A 21,533-nucleotide genomic window follows, 5' to 3' on the forward strand; every position below is an offset into this window, starting at 1 on the left:
TGGCTGGAAACCATTATCAGTTGTCTGATTATAGGTATATATAATAAACCAGACAAGTGTATACTGCCGATCAGTGTTGACTAGTATTGATCGAATTAATTGGGTTAAATTCTATTTTGTACGATATTTGTACAAAAAGGTGCGTCGTATAACGAGTTGAGTTAAAATGAAAAATATTCTATTTCCGCTGATTGCGGTTTTATTATGGTCGATGAATGCCATTGTAAATAAAGCGGCCTCTGAGGCTATCGATCCTGCCGCTATATCGTTTTATCGCTGGGCCATGGCATTGTTAGTCATGACACCTTTTGTCATCCGCTCGGTATGGAAGAACCGCCAAGTTATAGTCCAATATTGGTGGAAATTCGCCATTCTAGGGGCGCTCGGCATGATGCTGTATCAAAGCTTAGCCTATTATGCCGCGCACAGTGTTAGCGCGACGTTCATGGGAATTATGAATTCATTAATCCCACTATTGACCGTAGTAATCAGTATTTTTGTCTTACGAGTGATCCCTACCGTGGGTATCGCACTCGGAACCGTGCTCTCATTACTCGGTTTAAGCTGGCTGGTAAGCCAAGGAAATCCTGCATCATTGTTACAGCATGGGCTGGGATCCGGTGAATTAATGATGCTGATTGCCTCGGCGGCTTACGCGCTATACGGCGTACTCACTAAACGCTGGGCCATTCCTGTCGCTAATTGGGATTCGCTGTATATTCAAATTTTATTTGGCGTGATTTTACTGCTGCCTAATTTCTTATTGGCCGACGATGTTTCGTTAAATCGGCACAATATCGGCTTAGTCGCCTTTGCAGGGATTGCGGCCTCGATTATTGCGCCGTTTTTATGGATCCAAGGCGTTATTCGCTTAGGAGCAAACACTACCTCAATTTTTATGAATTTAGCGCCAGTATTCACCGCCATTATTGCTGTATTCGCTTTAGATGAACAATTAAAAAGCTATCATTTTATCGGTGGTGGCGTGGTATTACTGGGAGTAATGTTGGCACAACAATTACGTACCCCGCTAACTCAAATATTTAGCCGCAAAAAAATAGCAAGTGAGCGTACAGGCGTAAGCAATAAATAAAAATCAATAGTTATTAAAATGCGAAAATCTACTATGCTGTGACCATGAAAAAAGCCTCGGATTAATAATTTTAATCACGAGGCTTTTTATTATCTGGTTAACGCTATTAGTTTGATTTTATCTCTCACTCAGTGACTAATAACATTTTTTATACGCTGAGCAACAATTATTTTTTATATTTACTCATAACTAAAGTCGCGTTAGTACCACCGAAACCAAAGCTATTAGACATTACCGTGTTCAGTTCACGTTCGGTTGGCTGAGTAATAATATTCAATTTTTCCGCTTTATCATCTAAGTTATCAATATTGATACTTGGTGCAATAAAACCGTGTTCCAGCATCAGCAAGCTATAGATAGCTTCGTGTACGCCAGCTGCGCCCAGAGAGTGACCTGTCATTGCTTTAGTGGCTGAAATCGCTGGAGAATGATCGCTAAATACTTCGCAAATAGCTTCCAGTTCTTTTGTATCACCGACTGGAGTAGATGTTCCGTGAGTATTGATATAATCCACAGGACCATCGATAGTTTGCAGTGCCATATTCATACAGCGCACCGCGCCTTCGCCGGAAGGAGCAACCATGTCGGCGCCATCAGAAGTCGCACCATAACCGACGATTTCAGCATAGATATGTGCACCACGAGCCAGTGCATGTTCTAGCTCTTCAACGACTACCATACCGCCGCCGCCAGCGATAACAAAACCGTCACGATCTTTATCGTAAGTCCGTGAGGCTTTATCTGGTGTTTCATTGTATTTGGTTGATAATGCGCCCATTGCGTCAAATTCACAGCTCATTTCCCAGCTAAGTTCTTCACCGCCACCGGCAAAAACTACATCTTGCTTGCCTAATTGGATCAGTTCAACCGCATGGCCAATACAGTGCGCTGAAGTTGAACAAGCGGAACTGATTGAATAGTTAACACCTTTAATTTTGAATGGGGTTGCTAGACATGCAGATACGCCAGAAGCCATCGCACGAGTCACCATATAAGGACCTACGCCGCGTAACCCTTTGGCGCGCATACCGTCAGAACCCGCAACCTGATTACGTGGTGAACCGCCACCAGAACCAACCACCAAACCGGTCCGGAAATTAGACACTTGTTCTTCGGTTAATTTAGCATCGGCAATAGCTTGTTCCATCGCTAAATACGCATAAACCGAGCAGTCGCTCATAAAACGGCGAACTTTACGATCGATACTAGTTTTATCCGTATCCATTTTGACATTGCCCCAGACGTGACTACGCATCCCCGCCTGTTTAAATTCTTCTGAGAAAGTGATCCCGGAACGACCTTCCTTCAGAGAAGCCAGTACTTCTTCCTGGTTATTACCAATACTGGAAACAATACCCAGGCCAGTGATTACTGCACGCTTCATTTATTACCTCATGTCTTTATAATATGTTTACGGGATTATATACCAGCACTTTAGCGTACACTTGTAAGCTGAACAAGTCCGATCAGGGTAAATAAATGTATTTTTTATCTAAAATTAAAAATTTTTTCCCTTAAGGTAGCACCGCCCGACTAAGCCAGTTAAAATTCAGTATTGTTTTTAACATCACAGGTACTTGCGTGAAAAAAACGACCGTTCATAGCACCAAACTAAGCTGGAATGAGGATGGAACACCGATTTCCGAACAATTTGATGATGTCTATTTTTCTAATCAAGATGGCCTCGAAGAGAGCCGCTATGTGTTTTTAGCCGGTAACCAATTTCCTGAACGCTTTAAAACTCATCCAAGGCACGACTGCGTTATTGCAGAAACCGGCTTTGGCACTGGCCTGAACTTTATCACACTGTGGCAATCATTTAAGCAATTCCGCCAACAAAACCCCACCGCCGCACTGCGCCAACTGCACTTTATCAGTCTTGAAAAGTACCCTTTACAAGTTGAAGATTTACGTGCAGCGCATCAACGATGGCCGGAGTTGAAGCCGTTCACTGAGCAGCTGTGCCAGCAGTGGCCCCTGCCGTTACCCGGCAATCATCGAATTGAACTGGATAATGGCGCGGTGATTTTAGATTTATGGTTCGGCGACATTAACACGCTATTGCCCGCGCTCGATTTTACTTTATTCAATCATATTGACGCTTGGTTTTTAGATGGCTTTGCTCCGTCGAAAGATGCCGCCATGTGGAGTGAACAACTGTTCACTAGCATGGCGAGATCAATGCGCGAAAATGGCACTTTTGCTACCTTTACTTCGGCAGGTATGGTACGCCGTGGTTTGCAAAGTGCAGGCTTTACGCTGAAAAAAATAAAAGGTTATGGTCGCAAACGTGAAATGCTGACCGGCTATTTATCCGCAGTAGAAAAAAAAGCCCCGCGACCTTGGTATTGCCGCAAACCCGCAAGCTGCAGCTCGATGAATAATAAACCCGATATCGCCATTATTGGTGGCGGCATCGCTAGCTTAACTACCGCAGAAGCCTTAATGCGACGAGGCGCGCAAGTCACCCTGTATTGCCAAGATAATAACGTGGCGCTTAATGGTTCAGGTAACCGGCAAGGTGCACTATATCCGTTATTAAATGGTGCCGATGATCCGCTGGAGCGGTTTTTCATTGCAGCCTTTCCCTACGCTCGTCGATTTTATCAACGCTTAAATCAGCAAGGAGTTAGCTTTAGCCATCAATGGTGTGGTGTTACTCAGTTGGCTTACGATGAAAAAACGCTAAAAAAAATTACCGCTATACAACAAATAGAATGGCCAACCGACTTCGCTCAACCCCTCACTCGCCAGCAATTACAGTCTATTTGCGGTTTGGATGTCGGTCATGATGGGATACATTATGCCTTAGGCGGTTGGCTATCACCGGCGGAACTTTGCCAGAATTTATTGGCACATTTGCAACAGCAAGGTTTAGTTGTCCACTTTAATCATCGCGTGGTAAAACTGTCTCTCGACGATGAGAATTGGCAACTGGGCATAGATACCCCCGCCGGGCATCAGCAGCGTAACCATTCTGTGGTGGTGATTGCTAATGGGCACGCATTAATTCAATTTGCTCAAACTGAACGTTTACCGGTAACCGCAACACGCGGCCAAGTTAGCCATATTCCTAGCACCCCGCGCTTGCAGCAACTCGATAGTGTACTGTGCTATGACGGCTATCTTACCCCGGTGGACCCACACTACCAGCAACATTGTTTAGGAGCCAGCTATCAGCGTGAAGGAATAGATACCGACTATCATGAGGAAGAACAGCAACAAAACAAACAGCGCTTACTTGATTGTCTTCCTGAAGTAGAGTGGACTAAAGATATTGATATTTCAGAGAAAAAATCTCGCCAAGGAATAAGAGGTGTGATCCGTGACCATCTGCCGCTGGTCGGTAATGTCCCTCATTTTGAGCAGTTAATAACCCAATATGCCACACTGGCACAACAAATTAAGCAGCAACAACCGATTGCTGAAGCCGCGATATGGCCAAATTTGTTTGTTAACGGCGCATTGGGCTCGCGTGGCTTATGCAGTGCGCCATTATGTGCAGAAATTATTGCTGCGCAAATTTTTGCCGAGCCACTGCCGCTGGATGATGAAACGTTGGCCGATTTAAATCCCAATCGTTTTTGGATTAAAAAATTATTGCGCGGCCGTACGGTTACCACCAAACTTTTATGGCAAGAACCAAATTAAAGCGGATAGCAATGGCGATAATGATGCTGGGCCACTCGCGCAAAATTTATCACAATTAGCTGCATGAATAATTTATTCTTTGTTTTTCATTCACACAATCGCTGCATCGCGCAGCGGCTGTGTGGTGTAAAACCTGCCGCCGCTTCGCGCTGTAATATTGCCGTTAATGTGGGGGGCAATTGATGTTCATCGAGGATCACAAAGCCTAAGCGCTGATAATAAGGGGCATTCCAAACCACATAGCGAAAAGTGGTCAAGCTAATTGTTGCCATGCCGTGCTGTTTAGCATACGCGATAATAAACGCCATCAATGCCCCTCCTGCCCCTTTGCCTTGCCATTTTTGTGCGACTGATAATTCACAAATATGTAAATTATTGGCCGAACATTTATTATCAGCACACTTATTATCAAAATACTGCACATTAATAAATCCTATCGGCTGTGCGGTATCGGGTTCCACAGCGACCCAACTGGCATGGTTAGCAATAAACTGTTGATGTACTTCAACCGATTGCACCTCGCTGGTGGCTATCCAAGCGTATTCAGTATCCGTCAAAAAAATTTGTGCGGCGCTGCGCTCTATCTCGGTTAATAATGGGGCTTCATCGGGATGAGTCGGGCGAACAGAAAAAATAGACGGCATAATGAATTTATCAGTTGGTTAAGAGAGAGAGAGCCATGATAAATAGCAAGTTTAGATTTAAATTCAGGGAGCCCACAAGGCTGACGAGTTCCCTGACTCACGACGTTAGTACTAACAATTAATCGCGTACATTATCGAGCAATTGTTTCCATGTATCGAGCACCAATACTTGATCAGGTGGAGACAATTCACCGGCTTTAATGGCTTTTTGGATGCTCTCTTCAACACGTTGATATAATGCCTCAACGCTGGTGTCATTTTCTTCTTCTAACTCCGCCACAGCAAGGGTCAAGTGACCTCGCAGATAGCCTCCTGCAAAGAGTTCGTCGTCACTGCCGTGTTCAACCCTATCATCAATTTGTGCCAGGATGCGTGTTTCAAAATCCGCAAGCATGCTAAAAATCCTTACTGTAGTTAGTCAAATAAATCATCAAGCGGCAAAAGGATCTTCCGGATAAGGGAAGCTCTCAGCCGTTAAAGGGGGAGTATTGTAAAACGATTGTAGTTGTTTAATAAACCTTAATGGTCGCTCTGGGATACCATTTTCCAAATACTGCATCACTTGTGCATGCACTTTACGCTGGAATAAAATTCTATCGGGTTCAAAATCTCCCTCTAAATTGTCGCAACTGACATTAAATGGGAAACCCGCGGCAACACAGAATAACCAATCAAAAGCTTGTGGTTTGATTTCTACACGTTCAAATTCAGCTTGAGTTTGTTGATCTCGCCCATCAGGGCAATACCAATAGCCAAAATCGACTAATTTCCGCCGTTCTTCTCCCGCGATACACCAGTGTGAAATTTCATGTAACCCGCTGGCATAAAAACCATGAGCAAACACAATTCGGTGATATGGCACCTCATCATCGGCAGGTAAATAAATGGGTTCACCATCGCCTTTGACTAATTGAGTATTATAACTTTCGCTAAAACATTGATTAAAAATATCGATAAGATGCTGATAATGGTGTTCAATCATGAGTCGTTACGGTCAAATTAAAAGAGTGATGAGAGCCATGCATAAATTTTATCACCATGGCTATCGATTAATAATTTTAAGCTCATCAACAAAGAAATAATAACAATCATCGGTCGAATGAGTTTCTGTCCTTTGGTTAGAACCAAACGTGCGCCTAGGCGTGCGCCAATCATTTGGCCGACTAGCATAACAAATCCCAGCACCCAAAGCACATGACCGCCGATAATAAAAAATACTAATGAGCCCATATTCGAAGCAAAATTCAGTACTTTGGCATGAGCCGTTGCCTTGGCTAAATTAAATCCCAACAAAGAAACGCAGGCTAATGCAAAAAATGAACCGGTTCCGGGGCCAAAGGCGCCGTCGTAAAAACCAATCCCCGTACCGAAAATTAAGCCAAACGTCGAGGTGGATACACGTTGCTGTCGATCTTCAAGGCCAATTGCGGGGCTAAGCAAAAAGTACAGCCCAACAAATATCACCATTACTGGCAGTAATTGGCGTAAAAAATCGGTTGTGATCATTTGAATAATGATAGCGCCTGCCATCGCACCGACCACCGTCATAATAAATGGCAGCAGCATATCGCGCAGATTAACGGCCTTACGCCGGACAAAATAGAGACTGGCTGAGAAAGATCCTCCTACTGCCTGTAATTTATTGGTCGCTAATGCCTCAACAGGTGTAATACCTACCGACAATAAAACAGGAATAGTCAATAATCCACCACCACCAGCGATGGAATCAATAAATCCAGCCAATAACGCAACAAAAAATAATAACGCATAAATAGCCAACGCATAATTTTCTGATGCGCCGATAAGCCAATCCATAATATTTTCCCTAAAAATACGCTGCTTAACTTACTGTATTGACAGTATTACGCTATTTATCTCTCGTCAGACCGACAGTATTCAAGTGATTAAATATCAACAATCTCCTGTTATTTTCTCGGCCAATCGTTAATGGTTAGCCTCGAGCTTGTGGCTGGCTTAGATCAAAATAATGTTCTAACGAAATCAATAATTAATTATCAAAATAATAGGTTATCTCCAAGCACAAGTTTCAGCCATATAATTCTTAATGCGAAAATTAGGTGACCCAAACAGCTTGCACTTGGGGAACAATAACTAACTAAATGACGGCGCGGACGGCGTGACATCCGCACACTGTCCACGATGGCGTAATAAATGATCTAGCAGCACAATCGCTAACATCGCTTCGGCAATCGGGACGGCACGAATACCGACACAAGGATCATGACGGCCTTTGGTTATCATATCGACTTCTTTACCTTCACGATTAAGCGTACGTCCTGGGACCGTAATGCTGGATGTTGGTTTTAACGCGATATGGGCAATAATTGGCTGACCGCTACTGATCCCACCTAATACGCCTCCCGCATGGTTACTAGTAAAACCATGCGCGGTTATTTCGTCTCGATTTTCACTACCTTTCAATGAGATAACACCAAAGCCATCGCCAATTTCAACGCCTTTAACCGCATTAATGCTCATCATCGCATGTGCAATATCTGCATCTAAGCGATCAAACACTGGCTCGCCTAGTCCTGCGGGGACATTCTCTGCCACCACGGTAATTTTAGCGCCAATTGAGTCGCCTTGTTTTTTTAATCCACGCAATAGTTGATCTAAATCCTCTAGCTTGCTCGGATCAGGGCAGAAAAACGGATTTTCGCCGACAATTGACCAATCTTTTATCTCGCAATTAACCTCACCCATTTGAGTTAAACAGGCGCGGATTTCTACCCCGTATTTTTCTCGCAGATATTTTTTAGCAATCGCCCCTGCCGCCACACGCATCGCCGTTTCACGTGCAGAAGAACGCCCGCCACCTCGGTAGTCTCGTAATCCATATTTTTGCTCATAGGTGTAATCGGCATGCCCAGGGCGGAAAACATCTTTAATTTCGCTGTAATCTTGAGAACGCTGATCAGTATTCTCAATCAGCAAACCAATACTGGTGCCGGTGGTTACACCTTCAAACACTCCAGACAAAATTTTAACTTGATCGGGCTCTCTGCGCTGAGTGGTATAACGTGAGGTGCCGGGACGACGGCGATCGAGATCGCCTTGTAAATCAGCTTCGGTTAATGCCAGCCCGGGCGGTACGCCATCGACGATGCAGCCCAATGCAATCCCATGTGATTCCCCGAATGTCGTGACACGGAACAATTGCCCGATAGAGTTTCCTGCCATTGCTGATATTCCTATTAATTAAGTGGCTATATTGAATAGCTATTGTGATGTTATGTCATTATTTATCCTATTAATCACAATAGTTCAACTCACTGCAATAGTTCAACTAATTATATGCAAAATAACCCATTTTTAACGATAACCGAATAGTCTGTAATAGGATAGGGATCGCCTATTATGTACGTGCCATAAAAAACCAGACCCCTGTTATTTTCAGGGATCTGGCTCATAAAACATTATTGATGGTCAGATTAGCGCGGGGTCAATAGCCAATCTTCCAGCGATTAATTTAATCGATATACAACTCAAAATGATGATGGCACTCAATCAGTTGCTTACGCGTAAGCATGAATACGCCGTCACCGCCGTATTCAAATTCCAGCCAAGTAAATGGAATATCTGGATACTGCTCCATTAAATGCACCATGCTGTTGCCAACTTCGCATACTAGCACACCATTATCCGATAAGAATCGCGGCGCATTGGCTAAAATACGACGAACTAACTTCAGCCCATCACTGCCTGCTGCCAATGCTAGTTCAGGTTCAACCTGATACTCTTGCGGTAAATCGCCCATATCTTCAGCATCAACATACGGTGGATTAGTGACAATTAAATCGTATTTAACGGCAGGCATATCACGGAATAAATCTGAGCGAATAGGAATAACACGATGACTTAAGCCATGGTTTTCAATATTTTGCTCAGTAACCGCCAATACATCGACAGAAATATCGGCAGCATCGACTTCCGATAATGGGAATTCATGAGCACAGGCTATCGCAATACAGCCACTGCCTGTACATAAATCTAATATCGTTGACGGTTCGTCAGTTAAAATGCCAGAAAAATGATTATTAATCAGTTCACCAATCGGTGAGCGTGGAATTAATACACGCTCATCAACATAAAATTCATGTCCACAAAACCAAGAGCGGTTCGTTAAATAAGCCACCGGAATGCGATCGTTTATCCGGCGCAATACACGATCAATAATGCGATGGCGCTCCGAAGAGGTTAGTTTAGACGCTAACATCGCATCCGGCAGATCCAACGGTAAATATAACGTTGGAAGTACTAACTGCAACGCTTCATCCCATGCATTATCTGAACCATGACCATAATAAATATCGGCCGCATTAAAACGGCTCATGGTCCAACGCAGCATATCCTGAATGGTGCGTAACTCCGCAACCGCTTCATCTACAAAAATCTTATCCAAAAAATCTCTCTTCGGCCTTTCTAAAGCCACGGTTTATTAAAAATGATTGAGCGTAAGTTTGCCATGAAGTGACAGACAAATCAGCATTTGATTGACAGAATTTATTGGCTAGCATGTTTTCATCTAGATTTAATCTTGTTCATCATGCACCTATCCGCATCGCACCCCATAAACTGCAAAAATATCAAAAATAGAAAATTATTAGTAACATAATGAATTAATAAGAAAAATTAAATATCTCAGCTAATTATCTGTCTTTTTATTAGATTTAAATCAAATAAATGGCACTTTTTTTAGTATTTTTATTAGATTGATCCATAATGAAAACACAGATATACAACAGGATTAATCATAATCATCTTTTGATTTAACAAAAAAATTAATAAGTTAGCACCGTCTAATTTATTAATTAGCGTCTATACTTAATCATGAGTTTACATAATCACGTTGATGTATCGAAATTTAGGGAATCAATAGGAGATCACAATGAGTAAAACAAAACTGACTAAAGCCGAAGCTAAAGAAGCAGAAGCTGCACTGTTGCGTCCATTAACTACACCTACTGATTTAGGCGAAAAGGCAAGTCAGGATATTAGCGGTGCAATGAATGCCGTGTTAGCAGATATTTTTGCCATCTATTTAAAAACAAAAAATTTCCATTGGCATATGAGTGGTCCTCATTTCCGTGATTACCATCTGCTGCTTGATGAGCATGCTGATCAACTGTATGCAATGACCGATCCTATTGCGGAACGAATTCGTAAAGTGGGTGGTATGACCCTGCGCTCTATTGGTCAAATATCAAAAATGCAACGTATCAAAGATAATGATGCAGAATATGTAGAACCATTAGATATGCTGGCTGAGTTATGTGAAGATAATAAACAATTGGCTGCAGAATTCCGCGCTGCCCACCAAGTGTGTGATAAATATGGTGATATTTCTACTGCAAGTTTAATTGAAAACTGGGTTGATGAAACCGAACGCCGTGTTTGGTTCTTATTCGAGGCATGCCGCGAAGCGAAAACCTCGGGCCATTAATTCTCATTAACGGACCATTAAAGCATTATCTATGAATATTAGCGGGGCTTTGGCTCCGCTTTTTAGTGAACTATTTTTTTCAATGCTAGCCCAAATATGGGCTAAATTTCAGTGTCCAACTTATATTTATCGGGTTTATTTATCCTTTCCCCCTAAAATCTCACCAGTTTACGAACCAAAAATAACTAAAATCAGGTAAACTAAATAAAAAAGCATTGTGAAAAAATAAAATGAAAAATAAATTTGGACTTAATCAAGAAGATATTCTTTTATTTAAAGCATCGATTAATGGTGCCCGAAAAATTAAACAAGACACTATTGTTCATCCACCGAAGCGTAAGCAAATAACTAAACCTTCCGCACAACGAGTGATACAAGAACAAGTCGATGCCTCGTATTATTTTTCTGACGAATTTCAACCACTATTAGATAATGAAGGACCCGCGCGTTATTTACGCCCGAACGCCAGCCCGTACGAATTAAAAAAATTACGTCGGGGCGATTATGTCCCTGAATTATTTTTAGATTTGCATGGATTAACACAATTACAAGCCAAACAAGAAATTGGGGCGCTAATTTCAGCCTGTAAACGCGAGCATGTCTATTGTGCTTGCATTATGCATGGGCACGGTAAACATATCTTAAAACAGCAAACCCCGCTATGGCTGGCTCAACATCCTGATATTATTGCTTTCCATCAGGCCCCTAAAGAATGGGGAGGAAATGCCGCACTGCTACTATTAATTGAAACTGAAGAAACAGCGCGACGTTAACCCTTATTGGCTCATTAAGCGAACCTGATTTGGGCCAATTTGCCACTCTAACTGCCCTTTTTGGCGTTCTGTATCAAATTGAATGCTGGCGATAGAGGATGTACTAAACATCGGTGGCTGCTCTGCTGGGCACAATTGTGCGACTAAATATCCCACCAACGGTAAATGTGAAACAATCAGTATCGCGTTAATACCTTCTGAGGCCAGCGCACCAATGTAACTGGCGATATACTCCTCATTACCGCTAGGCGTTAATTGAGGCATTACTTCAGCCTCGGCGGGTAATGTTAATGAGCGAGTTAATACCTCGAGCGTCTGCTGCGCGCGCAAATAGGGACTAACCAGAACCTTATCGACGTGCGGTTGGCGTGCTTCTAGCCATTGCGCCATGATTGTCGATTCATCCCTCCCTTTTTGACTTAATGGACGCTCAGCATCACTCGCTGCATGCATAACTGCATCGCCATGACGCATAATATAAACCTGCATATTTCACCATTAGAGTCGCTTACTGCATGCTTGACTGAGTATCCGCGCTATATCAGATAGCATATTAAGCGACATACCAGCTGAATATTAGCCATAGAACTACAATATTAGCCTTAAAACTACAAGCGTTAAATGATGCAGCTATGCACTAACTATGCAGCAGCGAGCTTCTTCAATTAAGTTCATTATTGTCTTCCCTCAATCACACCAATAACCGCTAAATAACCAATATGATCAGTGTTAAACCACCAACTTTTTAATATTTCAATCACATACAAATCGGTGTGTTGAGAGCAAAAGACGATTTTGCATCAATTAAGGTAGAAATAAAATGACTTAATCAGCATTTTCCTGCAAAAAGACCAGCGAGTATAATATTTATCTTTTTGTTTAGCCGATTATTTATCAAAATAATCGCCGAATATTCAAACTTATTATTCAAACTTATATGACGGTTATCGCGCAGCTTTCCGCCATTTGGCAACTCAGGGAATATTTGATAGGACTCAATCTACAATAAGGCCAAACCGGTCTAAGAATAAAATTTCTGATTATTTTCAGCCATATGAAGTAATTTATCACAAGGTTCAAATTTATCACCCCATTGCTGAGCCAAACGTTGTAAAGTTTCAACCACTTTACAACTCCCCACGCTGTCAATATATCGAAATGGGCCGCCAAAGAATGGAGGGAAACCGATACCAAATACTGCACCAATATCGCCATCTCGCGGGCTACGAATAACCCCCTCCGCTAGACAACGTACAGATTCATTAAGCATTAACATGACACAACGCTCTGCAATATCAATTTTGCTCAATTTATTTAATGGCTTGATACCAATCAAAGGATAAATCGACGGATCTTCTAATCGACGATCCTTGTTCCAAAACATTAATTTAGACAAGCTCTGGGAAGATGCACTTTCAGGATATAAATAAAAACCTCGGTTATTTTTACGTCCCTGTCGCTGATCGTTAAGGATAATACTCAACACTTCCGGGGCATTAAAACGTTCACCGAGTTGCTGGACTAATATTGGCAAAATTTTAGTACAAACATCAATGCCGACTTCATCTAATAAATTCAATGGGCCTACGGGAAAACCAAAATCGACCAATGCCTGATCAATATGATGAATAGATTCTCCGGCTAATAAACAATTTGCGGCCTCACTCAGATAAGGCGCTAAAATACGATTAACATAAAATCCAGCGCTATCCCCCACCACAATTGCGGTTTTCCCCTGTTTTTTAGCCAATGCAACCACTGTAGCGATCGTCTGTTCGTCGGTGGTGGCATGAGGGATAACTTCGACTAATGGCATTTTATCGACCGGGCTAAAATAATGAAGACCGATCACTCGTTCAGGGTGTTGTGCCTCTGATGCAATTTGATGAATTGGCAATGAAGAAGTATTTGACGCAAAAATAGTCTTTTTTTGGCTTTTTGTTTCAATTTCTGCCAACATTTTTCTTTTTAAGCCCAGATCTTCAAAAACAGCTTCAATTACGATATCACTATTTTCCAAACCACTGTACTCAAGGCTACCGGATAAACGAGACATAATGCGTTCTCTTTGTTGGTGAGAAAGCTGCTTTTTGTTTACTCGCTGCGTCAATAAACGCCAACTATAATTAAGAGCCTGAGTTATTCCTTGATTATTGATATCTTTGATTCTAACCGGTAATTGAGCACGCATTGCCGTAACATAAGCGATACCTCCCCCCATTAGCCCGCCCCCAAGAATACCTACTTTAGCTATTTTTTCAGCTTTTGCCGTTGAGCCAGATTCATTTTTTAGTGCTGTAGAAGCAAAAAATAGGCCTCTTAATGCCGCAGAAACTGGCGTCATTGCTAATTCGCCAAACGCATTCGCCTCCGCTTGTAAGCCCGCTTGTATGCCCTTTTCTAGCCCAATACCCACCACCTGAATAATCTTTTCAATCGCAGGATAATGCCCTTTACTTTTGGCTAAGGCTTTTTTTCTGACCGAATTTAACACATTGTTAGCAATCAATTTATGGGATAATAATCGTTGCTGCCAAGCCAACGGTCGGCGGCATTTAAGTCCTAATTGGACTTGCTTTATCGCAGTTTCAAGTAAAATAGCCTGCGGCACAACATCGTCTACTAAGCGCATTTTTAATGCCTGCTTGGCTTTAATTGAGCGCCCAGTCAGCATTAAATCGAGAGCATTGGCAAGACCAATTAAGCGCGGCAAACGTTGAGTCCCCCCTGAACCCGGCAATAATCCTAATTGAACTTCGGGCAGCCCTAAACGGGTTTTATCATCGAGAGAACAAATTCGCGCATGGCAGGCTAATGCCAGCTCTAGACCCCCGCCAAGGCAAGCTCCATGGATCGCGGCAATAATAGGCAAAGGATAATTTTCAAGTTTTTCAAACAGTAATTGTCCCGCTTTCGCTAATGAACTAGCATCTTGTTTAGTTTTACACTGTGCAATCATGCTAATATCCGCACCAGCAATAAAGCTGTCGGCTTTACCCGAGGTGATAACTAACCCTTTTAGGCCGGGCGTCGCTTGTACCCGCTGTAAAATAGCAGCAAATTGATCGACAAATTCTGCTTTAAGAGTATTCACTTTCTCATTAGGCACATCTATAAAAATAATACCGACATTCTCTGCATGTACTTCAAACTGAAATGCCTCTGCGGCATATTCTGTTTTTAGAGAACCTGAATTTAGCGGTTCATGATTGTTAACTTCATGCTTTCGTTGGGCATTATTTTGCAGATCGTTATGTTGTAACTCATGATTTAGAGGATCATGGTTCATTATTCCACCTCCAGTATCATAGCAGCGCCTAAGCCGCCCGCTGCACAAGCGGTAGTTAATCCGAATCCTCCGCCTCTGCGACGTAGCTCATGTAAAGTCTGAGTGACCATACGCGCCCCTGTCGCGGCAAAAGGATGCCCATACGCTATAGACCCACCCAATACATTAAATTTATCCATATCAACCTCACCAATTTCATGGGCTAAACCTAATTTTTGTTGGGCAAATTGCTTACTACCAAACATTTTAATATTCGCCAGTGTCTGCGCGGCAAAAGCTTCGTGCATATCGATTAATGTTAAGTCACACAAGGTTAAACCTGCCCGTTTTAACGCCAGAGGTGTCGCATAAGAAGGCCCAAGAAGCATATCCTGCCAAACATCAATAGCAGAAAAAGCAAAACTTCGAATATAGCCTAGAGGCGTATAACCCAGCGCTAAGGCTTTAGTTTCAGTCATCATTAATACCGCAGCCGCCCCATCAGTTAATGGCGTGCTATTGGCAGCAGTAACTGTGCCATGTCGCTTATCAAATGCAGGTTTTAATTGACTATAAGCAGCTAAAACAGAATTAGTACGAATATTATTATCTTGCTGGAATGCTTGTTGATAAGGCGGGAAATAGGCGGTCATCACTTCCTCATTTAGCGCCCCTTTAGCCCATGCGTTGGCAGCCAATTGATGAGACCTATGCGCTAACTGATCTTGCTGCTCACGGCTAATATGATAGCTTTTCGCCATCTGCTCAGCGGTATCCCCCATCCGTAACCCGGTAGAATACTCGGCTACCGCAGGTGCAACGGGCAATAAATCATGCGGACGTAAGCCCGATATAATAGATAATTTTTGAGTCAGCGATTTTGCTTTGCTTAGGTCTAATAACGTCGCGGCTAATTTTTTACTTACGCCAATAGGCAACACCGACGATGAATCCGCTCCGCCGGCAATTCCCACAGAAATATGCCCCGCTAACATACTCTCCATTACGTTTGCTATTGCCTGAAAACTGGTGGCACAAGCCCGCGAGACGCTATAAGCATCAGTATTCACGCTCATACCGGTCGCTAATACAATTTCACGCGCAATATTGGGTGCTTCAGGCATTTGAACAACTTGACCAAATACCAATTGTTCAATTAATTGCGGATCAATACCACTGCGGATAATTAACTCAGAAACCACTGATTTTCCGAGTGAGATGGCAGGAATGCCTTGATAAGCAGTCGCTTGTTTAGCGAAAGGCAAACGCAATCCACTAACGATAGCAATTCGCTCTTTTGCAGCGGCAACACCTTCTGTACCAAGGGGAAATTGACTCATAGTAGCTCCTGCTAGCGCTATGCACGAATATAAATACAGTTAACATAATCCAAGTAAAGTCAAATTATAGAGTCAGAGGTCTGACCTGTTATTATTGTTAACTAATTATTCACAATTCGCCAAGGACGATAAGACAAAAATGCGAAGCTGCACACAACTTAATCATAATCTATAGAGATTTATCGGAAATTATTTGAGAAACAAGTCTGGCGGGTGATAACTCAGCGCACTAAATAACGACTGAATTTTATTCGGTTAGTGTATTGATTAGCGGATTAGTTAATAGCAATAGAAAAGAGGAAGATAAATAATTTGTAAGTTAACTTTAATCAAAACTAACTATTCTCCACCCGAATAACGGGCGGAGAATTAAATTAATCAATTGATTAACGCAGGCCTAATTGAAAAATTAGACTTTCAGCTTCGCAACTAAAACTAAAATCTGCGGTTAATTGAGCACCATCAGTGGTAGTTTCAATTTTATGGCTAATCACACAAGGATCAGATTCTACAGATTTCGCTTTTTCTGTTAGCGTTTTCAGCATGGCTTCAGCCTCTTGCTGAGTAGCAAACAAGTGCTGATACGATGCGGTACAGTCTTTATTATCAAGCACTGTACCCACATCTACACAGCAACATGCTGCCGTTTCTTCCGCGCTACAGCGTTTAATCGCATCAGTCATTTTAATCTCCCAATAAAACCGTTTGGTAAAAAGTTATCATAGCGCTCTCAACCCCCTTAAAACCAGTCATACCGCTGCTTTTCTAGCAATATTACTCATAAATTTGATCTAATCATGGTTTTCCGCTTATTCTGCACTTTTCATGCTATGTGGATGTTGATTTTTTGTTAAACAGCTCGCATTTTTGAAAACAATTGAGCGATAAATCAAAAACACACTTGCAACAATCAAGGTGGTCAGACCTATACTCTAGCAACTGGTCAGATTTGTCATCTGGGCAAGCGACCCTACAATCCAGCGCTTCTTGCGATAGAAGTCGCTTTAATTACAATAAAACATGAGGGTTTTGGTCATGAGCCAAAAAAACCTGTTCATTCGCTCAACATTAGCCATCGCCGTTGCCTTAATTTCTTCAAATGCAGGCGCAGCAGGCTTTCAATTAAATGAATATTCAACCACCGCACTAGGACGTGCTTTTTCCGGGGAAGGTGCAATAGGCGATAACGCAAGCGTAGGTAGCCGCAATCCCGCAGCAATGATGTTGTTTGATAGACCCGCTATCTCTCTCGGGGCTATTTATATCGATCCTAAAGTGGATATCAAAGGTAGCTCACCTAAAGGGAATAGCACCAATGCCAAAGATATCGCCCCCAGTGCCATAATTCCTAATGCGCATTTTATTTTTCCAATTAATGACAAATGGGCTGTCGGTTCTTCCATCACCAGTAACTTTGGCCTCGCCACTGATTTTAAAAAGGACTATGCGGCTGGACCGATTGGTGGGAAAACCGACCTTAAAACAGCCAATATTAACCTCAGTGGTGCTTACCGTTTAAATGATCACTTCAGTTTTGGTTTAGGCGTTAATGCAGTATATGCCGATGCTAAAATTACCCGTCATGCAGGCGATTTAGGTAAACTAGTAGGAAAACCAGCTAGTACCACGATGGCCAACTTAACTGGGGATACTTGGGGTTATGGCTGGAATGCCGGTATTTTATATGAATTAGATAAAGACAACCGATTCAGCTTAACCTATCGTTCTAAAGTTAAAATTAATTTCAAAGACGGTAAATACAAAAATGATATCCCTGTCGGAATGCTTCCGGGCTTTGTTGGCACAGACGGTGCTACCATAAAAGGTAAATTAGATCTTGAATTACCCGATATCTGGGAGATTTCAGGGTATAACAAAGTGGCACCTCAATGGGCAGTGCATTACAGCTTCGCCTATACGGACTGGAGCAGCTTTAAAGAATTGCGCGCTAACGCAAAAGGCAGCAATGAAGAATTATTTTATAAAGATGAAGGTTTTAAAGGCGCATACCGCCTAGCTTTAGGTACCACTTATTATCATGATAATCATTGGACCTTCCGTACAGGGATGGCTTTTGATGATAGCCCAGTTCCGGGTAACAAACGTTCAATTTCGATTCCCGATCAAGACCGCCTGTGGTTCAGTGCCGGTACAACTTACGCCTTTAATGAAAACGCCTCTGTTGACTTCGGCATTTCTTATATGAGCGGACAAACCGTTAAAATTAAAGAAAGACTATTAAACGTCACTGAAAAAACAAAAAATATTCCTAACCCAGAATACGAGTTTAAATCTAGCGGCTCTGCGTGGTTATCAGGAATTAACTTTAACTATAGCTTCTAGAAGCATTGCTTTAAAACATTACTTTAAAATGTTTAAGTTTAGAAATATCACTTTTAAAAATATAGCAATATTTAAATATCAATAGCGTTGTTAATAAAAACACAATAAGGGATAGGATTATCAACTATCCCTTATTTTATCCTCTTGTCATGTATTCGCTGGCATCATTTTGATAGCTCAGCGATAATATATAACCTGTATGTGATGTGCCCTTTTAAACACATTCACAGCCAATAATCATCTGTAATTAATAATTCAAATATTCTATATGATGTGAATTATTATCTTATCTATTGTTTTTATTTGTTTTTTTATAAAAAATACCCGTCAATGATCCAGTTCACATTTTTTAAACACTTGACCTTTTTTTACACTTCATTTATTAATTAAGTTAAGGCAAATTATATGTATTCGTTAACCGCGAACTAACACTAATTGCTGATTATAACTAAGCTAATTGAATGGCTAAATACGATTAAGCCTGTATTTTATCTCAGGATTAATTTCATCGTTAACTCTCCCTTTAGCTAACAATAACTTAATTTTACTTTCACAACATCACAACACTTGTAATAACTTTATTAACCCAATGATATTATGCAGGCAAGTGAAAAAGAGGTTTAGATATGACCACATAGGAGGATTATTATGGGTGTACTATTTTCTATCGGCTTTATTGGGATCCTCAGTGTCATGGCACTGATAGAAACCTTGTCTAACCGAGGCAATACTGAGAAATGAACTACCATACAACATCACTCTCTTACTGGTAAGAGTCGCCAATAAGAGAGTGATGCATCTAATTAATATTCTTTATTTACGATAAACAACCCAAAAATATTTTCCTTACCGCTAATATTTCAATCATTAAATCGATAACTAATTAATCTATTGAATCTAAATCGCCTTCGATAGCCACCGCATTAGGATTCGTTTCAGGGGAAAGTTCGCCCCCACGCGATAAGAAATCATTACGCTGGAAATATGCTTCACGCATCATTAAATAAGGGTCGGATGAATTCTTTAATAAGCCATCAGAATCAAGCAATTGAGCTCGTGTTTCTACACCTTCAAGTACCCATTTTCCAGCTGACATCCAAAACGTCAAATAGCTTAGTAACGGATAGGTTTTATCAACCCAATCGCCACCTTCTTCACGCACTGTAAAGCTACCGTACCCCGGTAGAACCACATAAGGACCATAGCCCACATCATAATAACCTAATGTATTACCAAAACGGCTAGGTTGTTCTTTGGCTAAATGTTGTGGATTCGCCATCGCGGCAACATCAATTAATCCACCCATACCGAAAACAGTATTTAAAAAGAAACGGTTAAAATGTTTAAATCCTTGTTTAATCTCACCCCGCAAGAAACTATTCACCATACTGGCTGGCTCTTCTAAGTTTCCAAAAAAATTACTCATTCCATTTCTAGCTGGCATTGGTACATAATCGCGCCATGCAACTGCGACTGGACGTAGTACATAGGGGTCTAACACATTGTAGTTAAAATTAAACATCGCGCGGTTAAATCCTTCTAACGGATCTGAGCGCTGTTGATGGTTAGTCTCTGTTGAACTTGAGCAGCCTAGCATTAATACAGCAGCCAAAATAACTCCGCTTAAGCGAAATCCCATAACATTCTCCGGCATATATAAGGGCCATACTTATTCTGTATCACCGCTTTATAACAGTAAAAATAATCTACTAATAATACTGATAAAATAAATTAAGTGTTAATTAATTTAGTTGCTAAATATTATTCTTACAAGAATAAAGCACTATTTATCCCGTTTGATTCATCTCCTTCCTGAATAACTAAAGCTCTATTCCTCACATATTATGGCTGAAAATTTACTTTATTCCTCTCCATGGCAACATTTCTGTTTATTCCTATATCCTCTAATTTAATTATTTGTTAATTATTAAATCCAAAAACCTTAATAATGAGTGATAACATGGCGCTGACACCATTAAAAATAATTGCCTCTGGCATCGCATTGCCGCGGAATAAGGTCTGGTCATCCCAATTAGATCAAAGACTGAATAAACAACTAGGTTATGTAGAAAAACATTCAGGAATTGAGTATCGTTACCATGCAAAGGATAATGATAGCCAAGCAATTTTAGCCGCAGAAGCTCTGCATAACACCTTATCAGCCCAACATATTGCTCCCTCAAGTATTGATTTATTGATTTCAGCTTCCGCAATCGCGGTTCAGGCATTGCCCTGTACGGCGGCACATATTCTTGCCGTTTCAGATTTGCCAGCTGGCATTGCCTGCTTCGATATTAATACCAGTTGTGTGAGCTTTATTAATGCATTGCAGGTTGCCGCTGGGTTATTAGCTACAGAACAATATCAGCGTATTGCTATTGTCTCGGCCGATTTAGCCTCACGTGGAATCGACTGGCAACATGAAGAATCATCATTAATTTTCGGTGATGGTGCTGCCTGTGTGATTGTCGAAAAAGGGGATGGCAACAGCGGCATTCTAACTTATCGGCTTGAAACCTACCCTCAAGGCCTTGATTTATGCGAAATTAGAGCCGGGGGGACACGATGTAATCCGCGTTCAGGCATGCAGCCTAGTGATTTTTTATTTCATATGCAGCCAAAACCGTTATTCCGTTTAGCATCATCATTGATTGAAGATTTTATGCAGCGCATACTGACACAAGCACACTTAACACTCAATCAAATTGATACCGTAATACCACATCAAGCCAGCCATCTATCACTTGAACATATGCGTCGGCGTTTAGGTGTTCCCACCGAAAATTTAATTGATATTTATCGCCATCACGGTAACCAAGTCGCCGCCTCTATTCCCACAGCATTACATCACGCGATTATTAGCGATCGTTTTTATGGTAAATCTTGTTCCATGCTGATAGGAACGGCGGCCGGGCTAGCGCTCTGCGCCATGATTTTAGTCCCATAGTAGAAGAGGG

General features: G+C 41.6%; 18 protein-coding genes. 6 read left to right on the forward strand and 12 right to left on the reverse strand.

The genetic code is table 11. The features are described 5' to 3' along the window. Positions 1-166: 166 nt before the first annotated feature. Positions 167-1,093 (forward strand): DMT family transporter, encoded by a 927-nt coding sequence (locus MNY66_RS10000; protein ID WP_241500767.1) that lies wholly within the window; start codon positions 167-169, stop codon positions 1,091-1,093. 166 nt (positions 1,094-1,259) lie between these two features. Here the strand turns inward: MNY66_RS10000 and fabB are convergent, their stop codons facing one another. Further along, positions 1,260-2,477 carry a beta-ketoacyl-ACP synthase I gene (gene fabB / locus MNY66_RS10005; protein WP_241500768.1) on the reverse strand — a complete coding sequence of 406 codons (1,218 nt, stop codon included), beginning with the start codon at positions 2,475-2,477 and terminating at the stop codon, positions 1,260-1,262. A 197-nt stretch (positions 2,478-2,674) separates the two neighbouring features. Here fabB and mnmC point away from each other — a divergent pair, with 197 nt between their 5' ends. Further along, complete coding sequence (gene mnmC, locus MNY66_RS10010; RefSeq protein ID WP_241500769.1) at positions 2,675-4,744, forward strand: bifunctional tRNA (5-methylaminomethyl-2-thiouridine)(34)-methyltransferase MnmC2/FAD-dependent 5-carboxymethylaminomethyl-2-thiouridine(34) oxidoreductase MnmC1; 2,070 nt, start codon at positions 2,675-2,677, stop codon at positions 4,742-4,744. Positions 4,745-4,830: 86 nt separating this feature from the next. Here mnmC and MNY66_RS10015 read toward each other — a convergent pair whose 3' ends face one another. The 6 genes from MNY66_RS10015 to prmB all read right to left on the reverse strand — a co-directional run bounded on the left by MNY66_RS10015 (position 4,831) and on the right by prmB (position 9,811). Further along, the gene (locus tag MNY66_RS10015; RefSeq protein WP_241500770.1) at positions 4,831-5,388 is read right to left on the reverse strand and encodes a GNAT family N-acetyltransferase; all 558 of its coding nucleotides are present in this window, start codon (positions 5,386-5,388) and stop codon (positions 4,831-4,833) included. Between the two features lie 118 nt (positions 5,389-5,506). Beyond that, positions 5,507-5,782, reverse strand: coding sequence for a YfcL family protein (locus tag MNY66_RS10020; protein ID WP_047256094.1), 276 nt, complete (start codon positions 5,780-5,782; stop codon positions 5,507-5,509). Between the two features lie 36 nt (positions 5,783-5,818). Next, complete coding sequence (locus tag MNY66_RS10025) at positions 5,819-6,370, reverse strand: elongation factor P hydroxylase (protein ID WP_241500771.1); 552 nt, start codon at positions 6,368-6,370, stop codon at positions 5,819-5,821. 17 nt (positions 6,371-6,387) lie between these two features. After that, on the reverse strand, positions 6,388-7,203 hold the full coding sequence (locus MNY66_RS10030) for a TSUP family transporter (RefSeq protein ID WP_053908045.1): 816 nt from the start codon (positions 7,201-7,203) through the stop codon (positions 6,388-6,390). 297 nt (positions 7,204-7,500) lie between these two features. After that, entirely contained in the window at positions 7,501-8,589 is a 1,089-nt protein-coding gene (aroC, locus tag MNY66_RS10035; RefSeq protein WP_241500772.1) for a chorismate synthase, read from the reverse strand. Between the two features lie 289 nt (positions 8,590-8,878). Further along, positions 8,879-9,811, reverse strand: a complete 933-nt coding sequence (prmB, locus tag MNY66_RS10040; RefSeq protein WP_047256090.1) for a 50S ribosomal protein L3 N(5)-glutamine methyltransferase — start codon at positions 9,809-9,811, stop codon at positions 8,879-8,881. 486 nt (positions 9,812-10,297) lie between these two features. Here prmB and MNY66_RS10045 point away from each other — a divergent pair, with 486 nt between their 5' ends. Both MNY66_RS10045 and smrB read left to right on the forward strand, forming a co-directional pair. After that, the gene (locus MNY66_RS10045) at positions 10,298-10,852 is read left to right on the forward strand and encodes a Dps family protein (RefSeq protein ID WP_241500773.1); all 555 of its coding nucleotides are present in this window, start codon (positions 10,298-10,300) and stop codon (positions 10,850-10,852) included. 230 nt (positions 10,853-11,082) lie between these two features. After that, positions 11,083-11,625 (forward strand): endonuclease SmrB, encoded by a 543-nt coding sequence (smrB, locus tag MNY66_RS10050; RefSeq protein ID WP_047256088.1) that lies wholly within the window; start codon positions 11,083-11,085, stop codon positions 11,623-11,625. A 3-nt stretch (positions 11,626-11,628) separates the two neighbouring features. Here the strand turns inward: smrB and sixA are convergent, their stop codons facing one another. From sixA to MNY66_RS10070, 4 genes are all read right to left on the reverse strand, one after another. Beyond that, the gene (gene sixA / locus MNY66_RS10055) at positions 11,629-12,114 is read right to left on the reverse strand and encodes a phosphohistidine phosphatase SixA (protein ID WP_241500774.1); all 486 of its coding nucleotides are present in this window, start codon (positions 12,112-12,114) and stop codon (positions 11,629-11,631) included. A 532-nt stretch (positions 12,115-12,646) separates the two neighbouring features. Next, the gene (gene fadJ / locus MNY66_RS10060; protein ID WP_241500775.1) at positions 12,647-14,914 is read right to left on the reverse strand and encodes a fatty acid oxidation complex subunit alpha FadJ; all 2,268 of its coding nucleotides are present in this window, start codon (positions 14,912-14,914) and stop codon (positions 12,647-12,649) included. Next, a complete protein-coding gene (gene fadI / locus MNY66_RS10065) occupies positions 14,914-16,233 on the reverse strand; it encodes an acetyl-CoA C-acyltransferase FadI (protein WP_241500776.1) in 1,320 nt (439 codons plus the stop codon). Before fadI ends, fadJ begins: the two co-directional genes overlap by 1 nt. Before the next feature lie 386 nt (positions 16,234-16,619). Further along, positions 16,620-16,916, reverse strand: coding sequence for a YfcZ/YiiS family protein (locus MNY66_RS10070; protein WP_082120800.1), 297 nt, complete (start codon positions 16,914-16,916; stop codon positions 16,620-16,622). A gap of 352 nt (positions 16,917-17,268) precedes the next feature. Here MNY66_RS10070 and fadL point away from each other — a divergent pair, with 352 nt between their 5' ends. Continuing rightward, positions 17,269-18,576 (forward strand): long-chain fatty acid transporter FadL, encoded by a 1,308-nt coding sequence (gene fadL, locus MNY66_RS10075; RefSeq protein WP_047256085.1) that lies wholly within the window; start codon positions 17,269-17,271, stop codon positions 18,574-18,576. A gap of 883 nt (positions 18,577-19,459) precedes the next feature. Here fadL and mlaA read toward each other — a convergent pair. Further along, positions 19,460-20,215 carry a phospholipid-binding lipoprotein MlaA gene (gene mlaA, locus MNY66_RS10080; protein WP_047256084.1) on the reverse strand — a complete coding sequence of 252 codons (756 nt, stop codon included), beginning with the start codon at positions 20,213-20,215 and terminating at the stop codon, positions 19,460-19,462. 321 nt (positions 20,216-20,536) lie between these two features. Between mlaA and MNY66_RS10085 the strand changes: the two genes are divergently transcribed. Next, on the forward strand, positions 20,537-21,523 hold the full coding sequence (locus MNY66_RS10085; RefSeq protein ID WP_414738783.1) for a 3-oxoacyl-[acyl-carrier-protein] synthase III C-terminal domain-containing protein: 987 nt from the start codon (positions 20,537-20,539) through the stop codon (positions 21,521-21,523). The last annotated feature ends 10 nt before the right edge of the window (positions 21,524-21,533 follow it).

Origin of the sequence: Moellerella wisconsensis (assembly GCF_022592395.1) — a bacterium.
Lineage (GTDB): Bacteria > Pseudomonadota > Gammaproteobacteria > Enterobacterales > Enterobacteriaceae > Moellerella > Moellerella wisconsensis.

Coding starts and splice junctions, on each gene's coding strand:
- MNY66_RS10000 (WP_241500767.1), top strand. CDS start 167: ATGAAAAATATTCTATTTCCGCTGATTGCGGTTTTATTATGGTCGATG.
- fabB (WP_241500768.1), bottom strand. CDS start 2,477: ATGAAGCGTGCAGTAATCACTGGCCTGGGTATTGTTTCCAGTATTGGT.
- MNY66_RS10015 (WP_241500770.1), bottom strand. CDS start 5,388: ATGCCGTCTATTTTTTCTGTTCGCCCGACTCATCCCGATGAAGCCCCA.
- MNY66_RS10020 (WP_047256094.1), bottom strand. CDS start 5,782: ATGCTTGCGGATTTTGAAACACGCATCCTGGCACAAATTGATGATAGG.
- MNY66_RS10025 (WP_241500771.1), bottom strand. CDS start 6,370: ATGATTGAACACCATTATCAGCATCTTATCGATATTTTTAATCAATGT.
- MNY66_RS10030 (WP_053908045.1), bottom strand. CDS start 7,203: ATGGATTGGCTTATCGGCGCATCAGAAAATTATGCGTTGGCTATTTAT.
- aroC (WP_241500772.1), bottom strand. CDS start 8,589: ATGGCAGGAAACTCTATCGGGCAATTGTTCCGTGTCACGACATTCGGG.
- MNY66_RS10045 (WP_241500773.1), top strand. CDS start 10,298: ATGAGTAAAACAAAACTGACTAAAGCCGAAGCTAAAGAAGCAGAAGCT.
- smrB (WP_047256088.1), top strand. CDS start 11,083: ATGAAAAATAAATTTGGACTTAATCAAGAAGATATTCTTTTATTTAAA.
- sixA (WP_241500774.1), bottom strand. CDS start 12,114: ATGCAGGTTTATATTATGCGTCATGGCGATGCAGTTATGCATGCAGCG.
- fadJ (WP_241500775.1), bottom strand. CDS start 14,914: ATGAACCATGATCCTCTAAATCATGAGTTACAACATAACGATCTGCAA.
- fadI (WP_241500776.1), bottom strand. CDS start 16,233: ATGAGTCAATTTCCCCTTGGTACAGAAGGTGTTGCCGCTGCAAAAGAG.
- MNY66_RS10070 (WP_082120800.1), bottom strand. CDS start 16,916: ATGACTGATGCGATTAAACGCTGTAGCGCGGAAGAAACGGCAGCATGT.
- fadL (WP_047256085.1), top strand. CDS start 17,269: ATGAGCCAAAAAAACCTGTTCATTCGCTCAACATTAGCCATCGCCGTT.
- mlaA (WP_047256084.1), bottom strand. CDS start 20,215: ATGGGATTTCGCTTAAGCGGAGTTATTTTGGCTGCTGTATTAATGCTA.
- MNY66_RS10085 (WP_414738783.1), top strand. CDS start 20,537: ATGGCGCTGACACCATTAAAAATAATTGCCTCTGGCATCGCATTGCCG.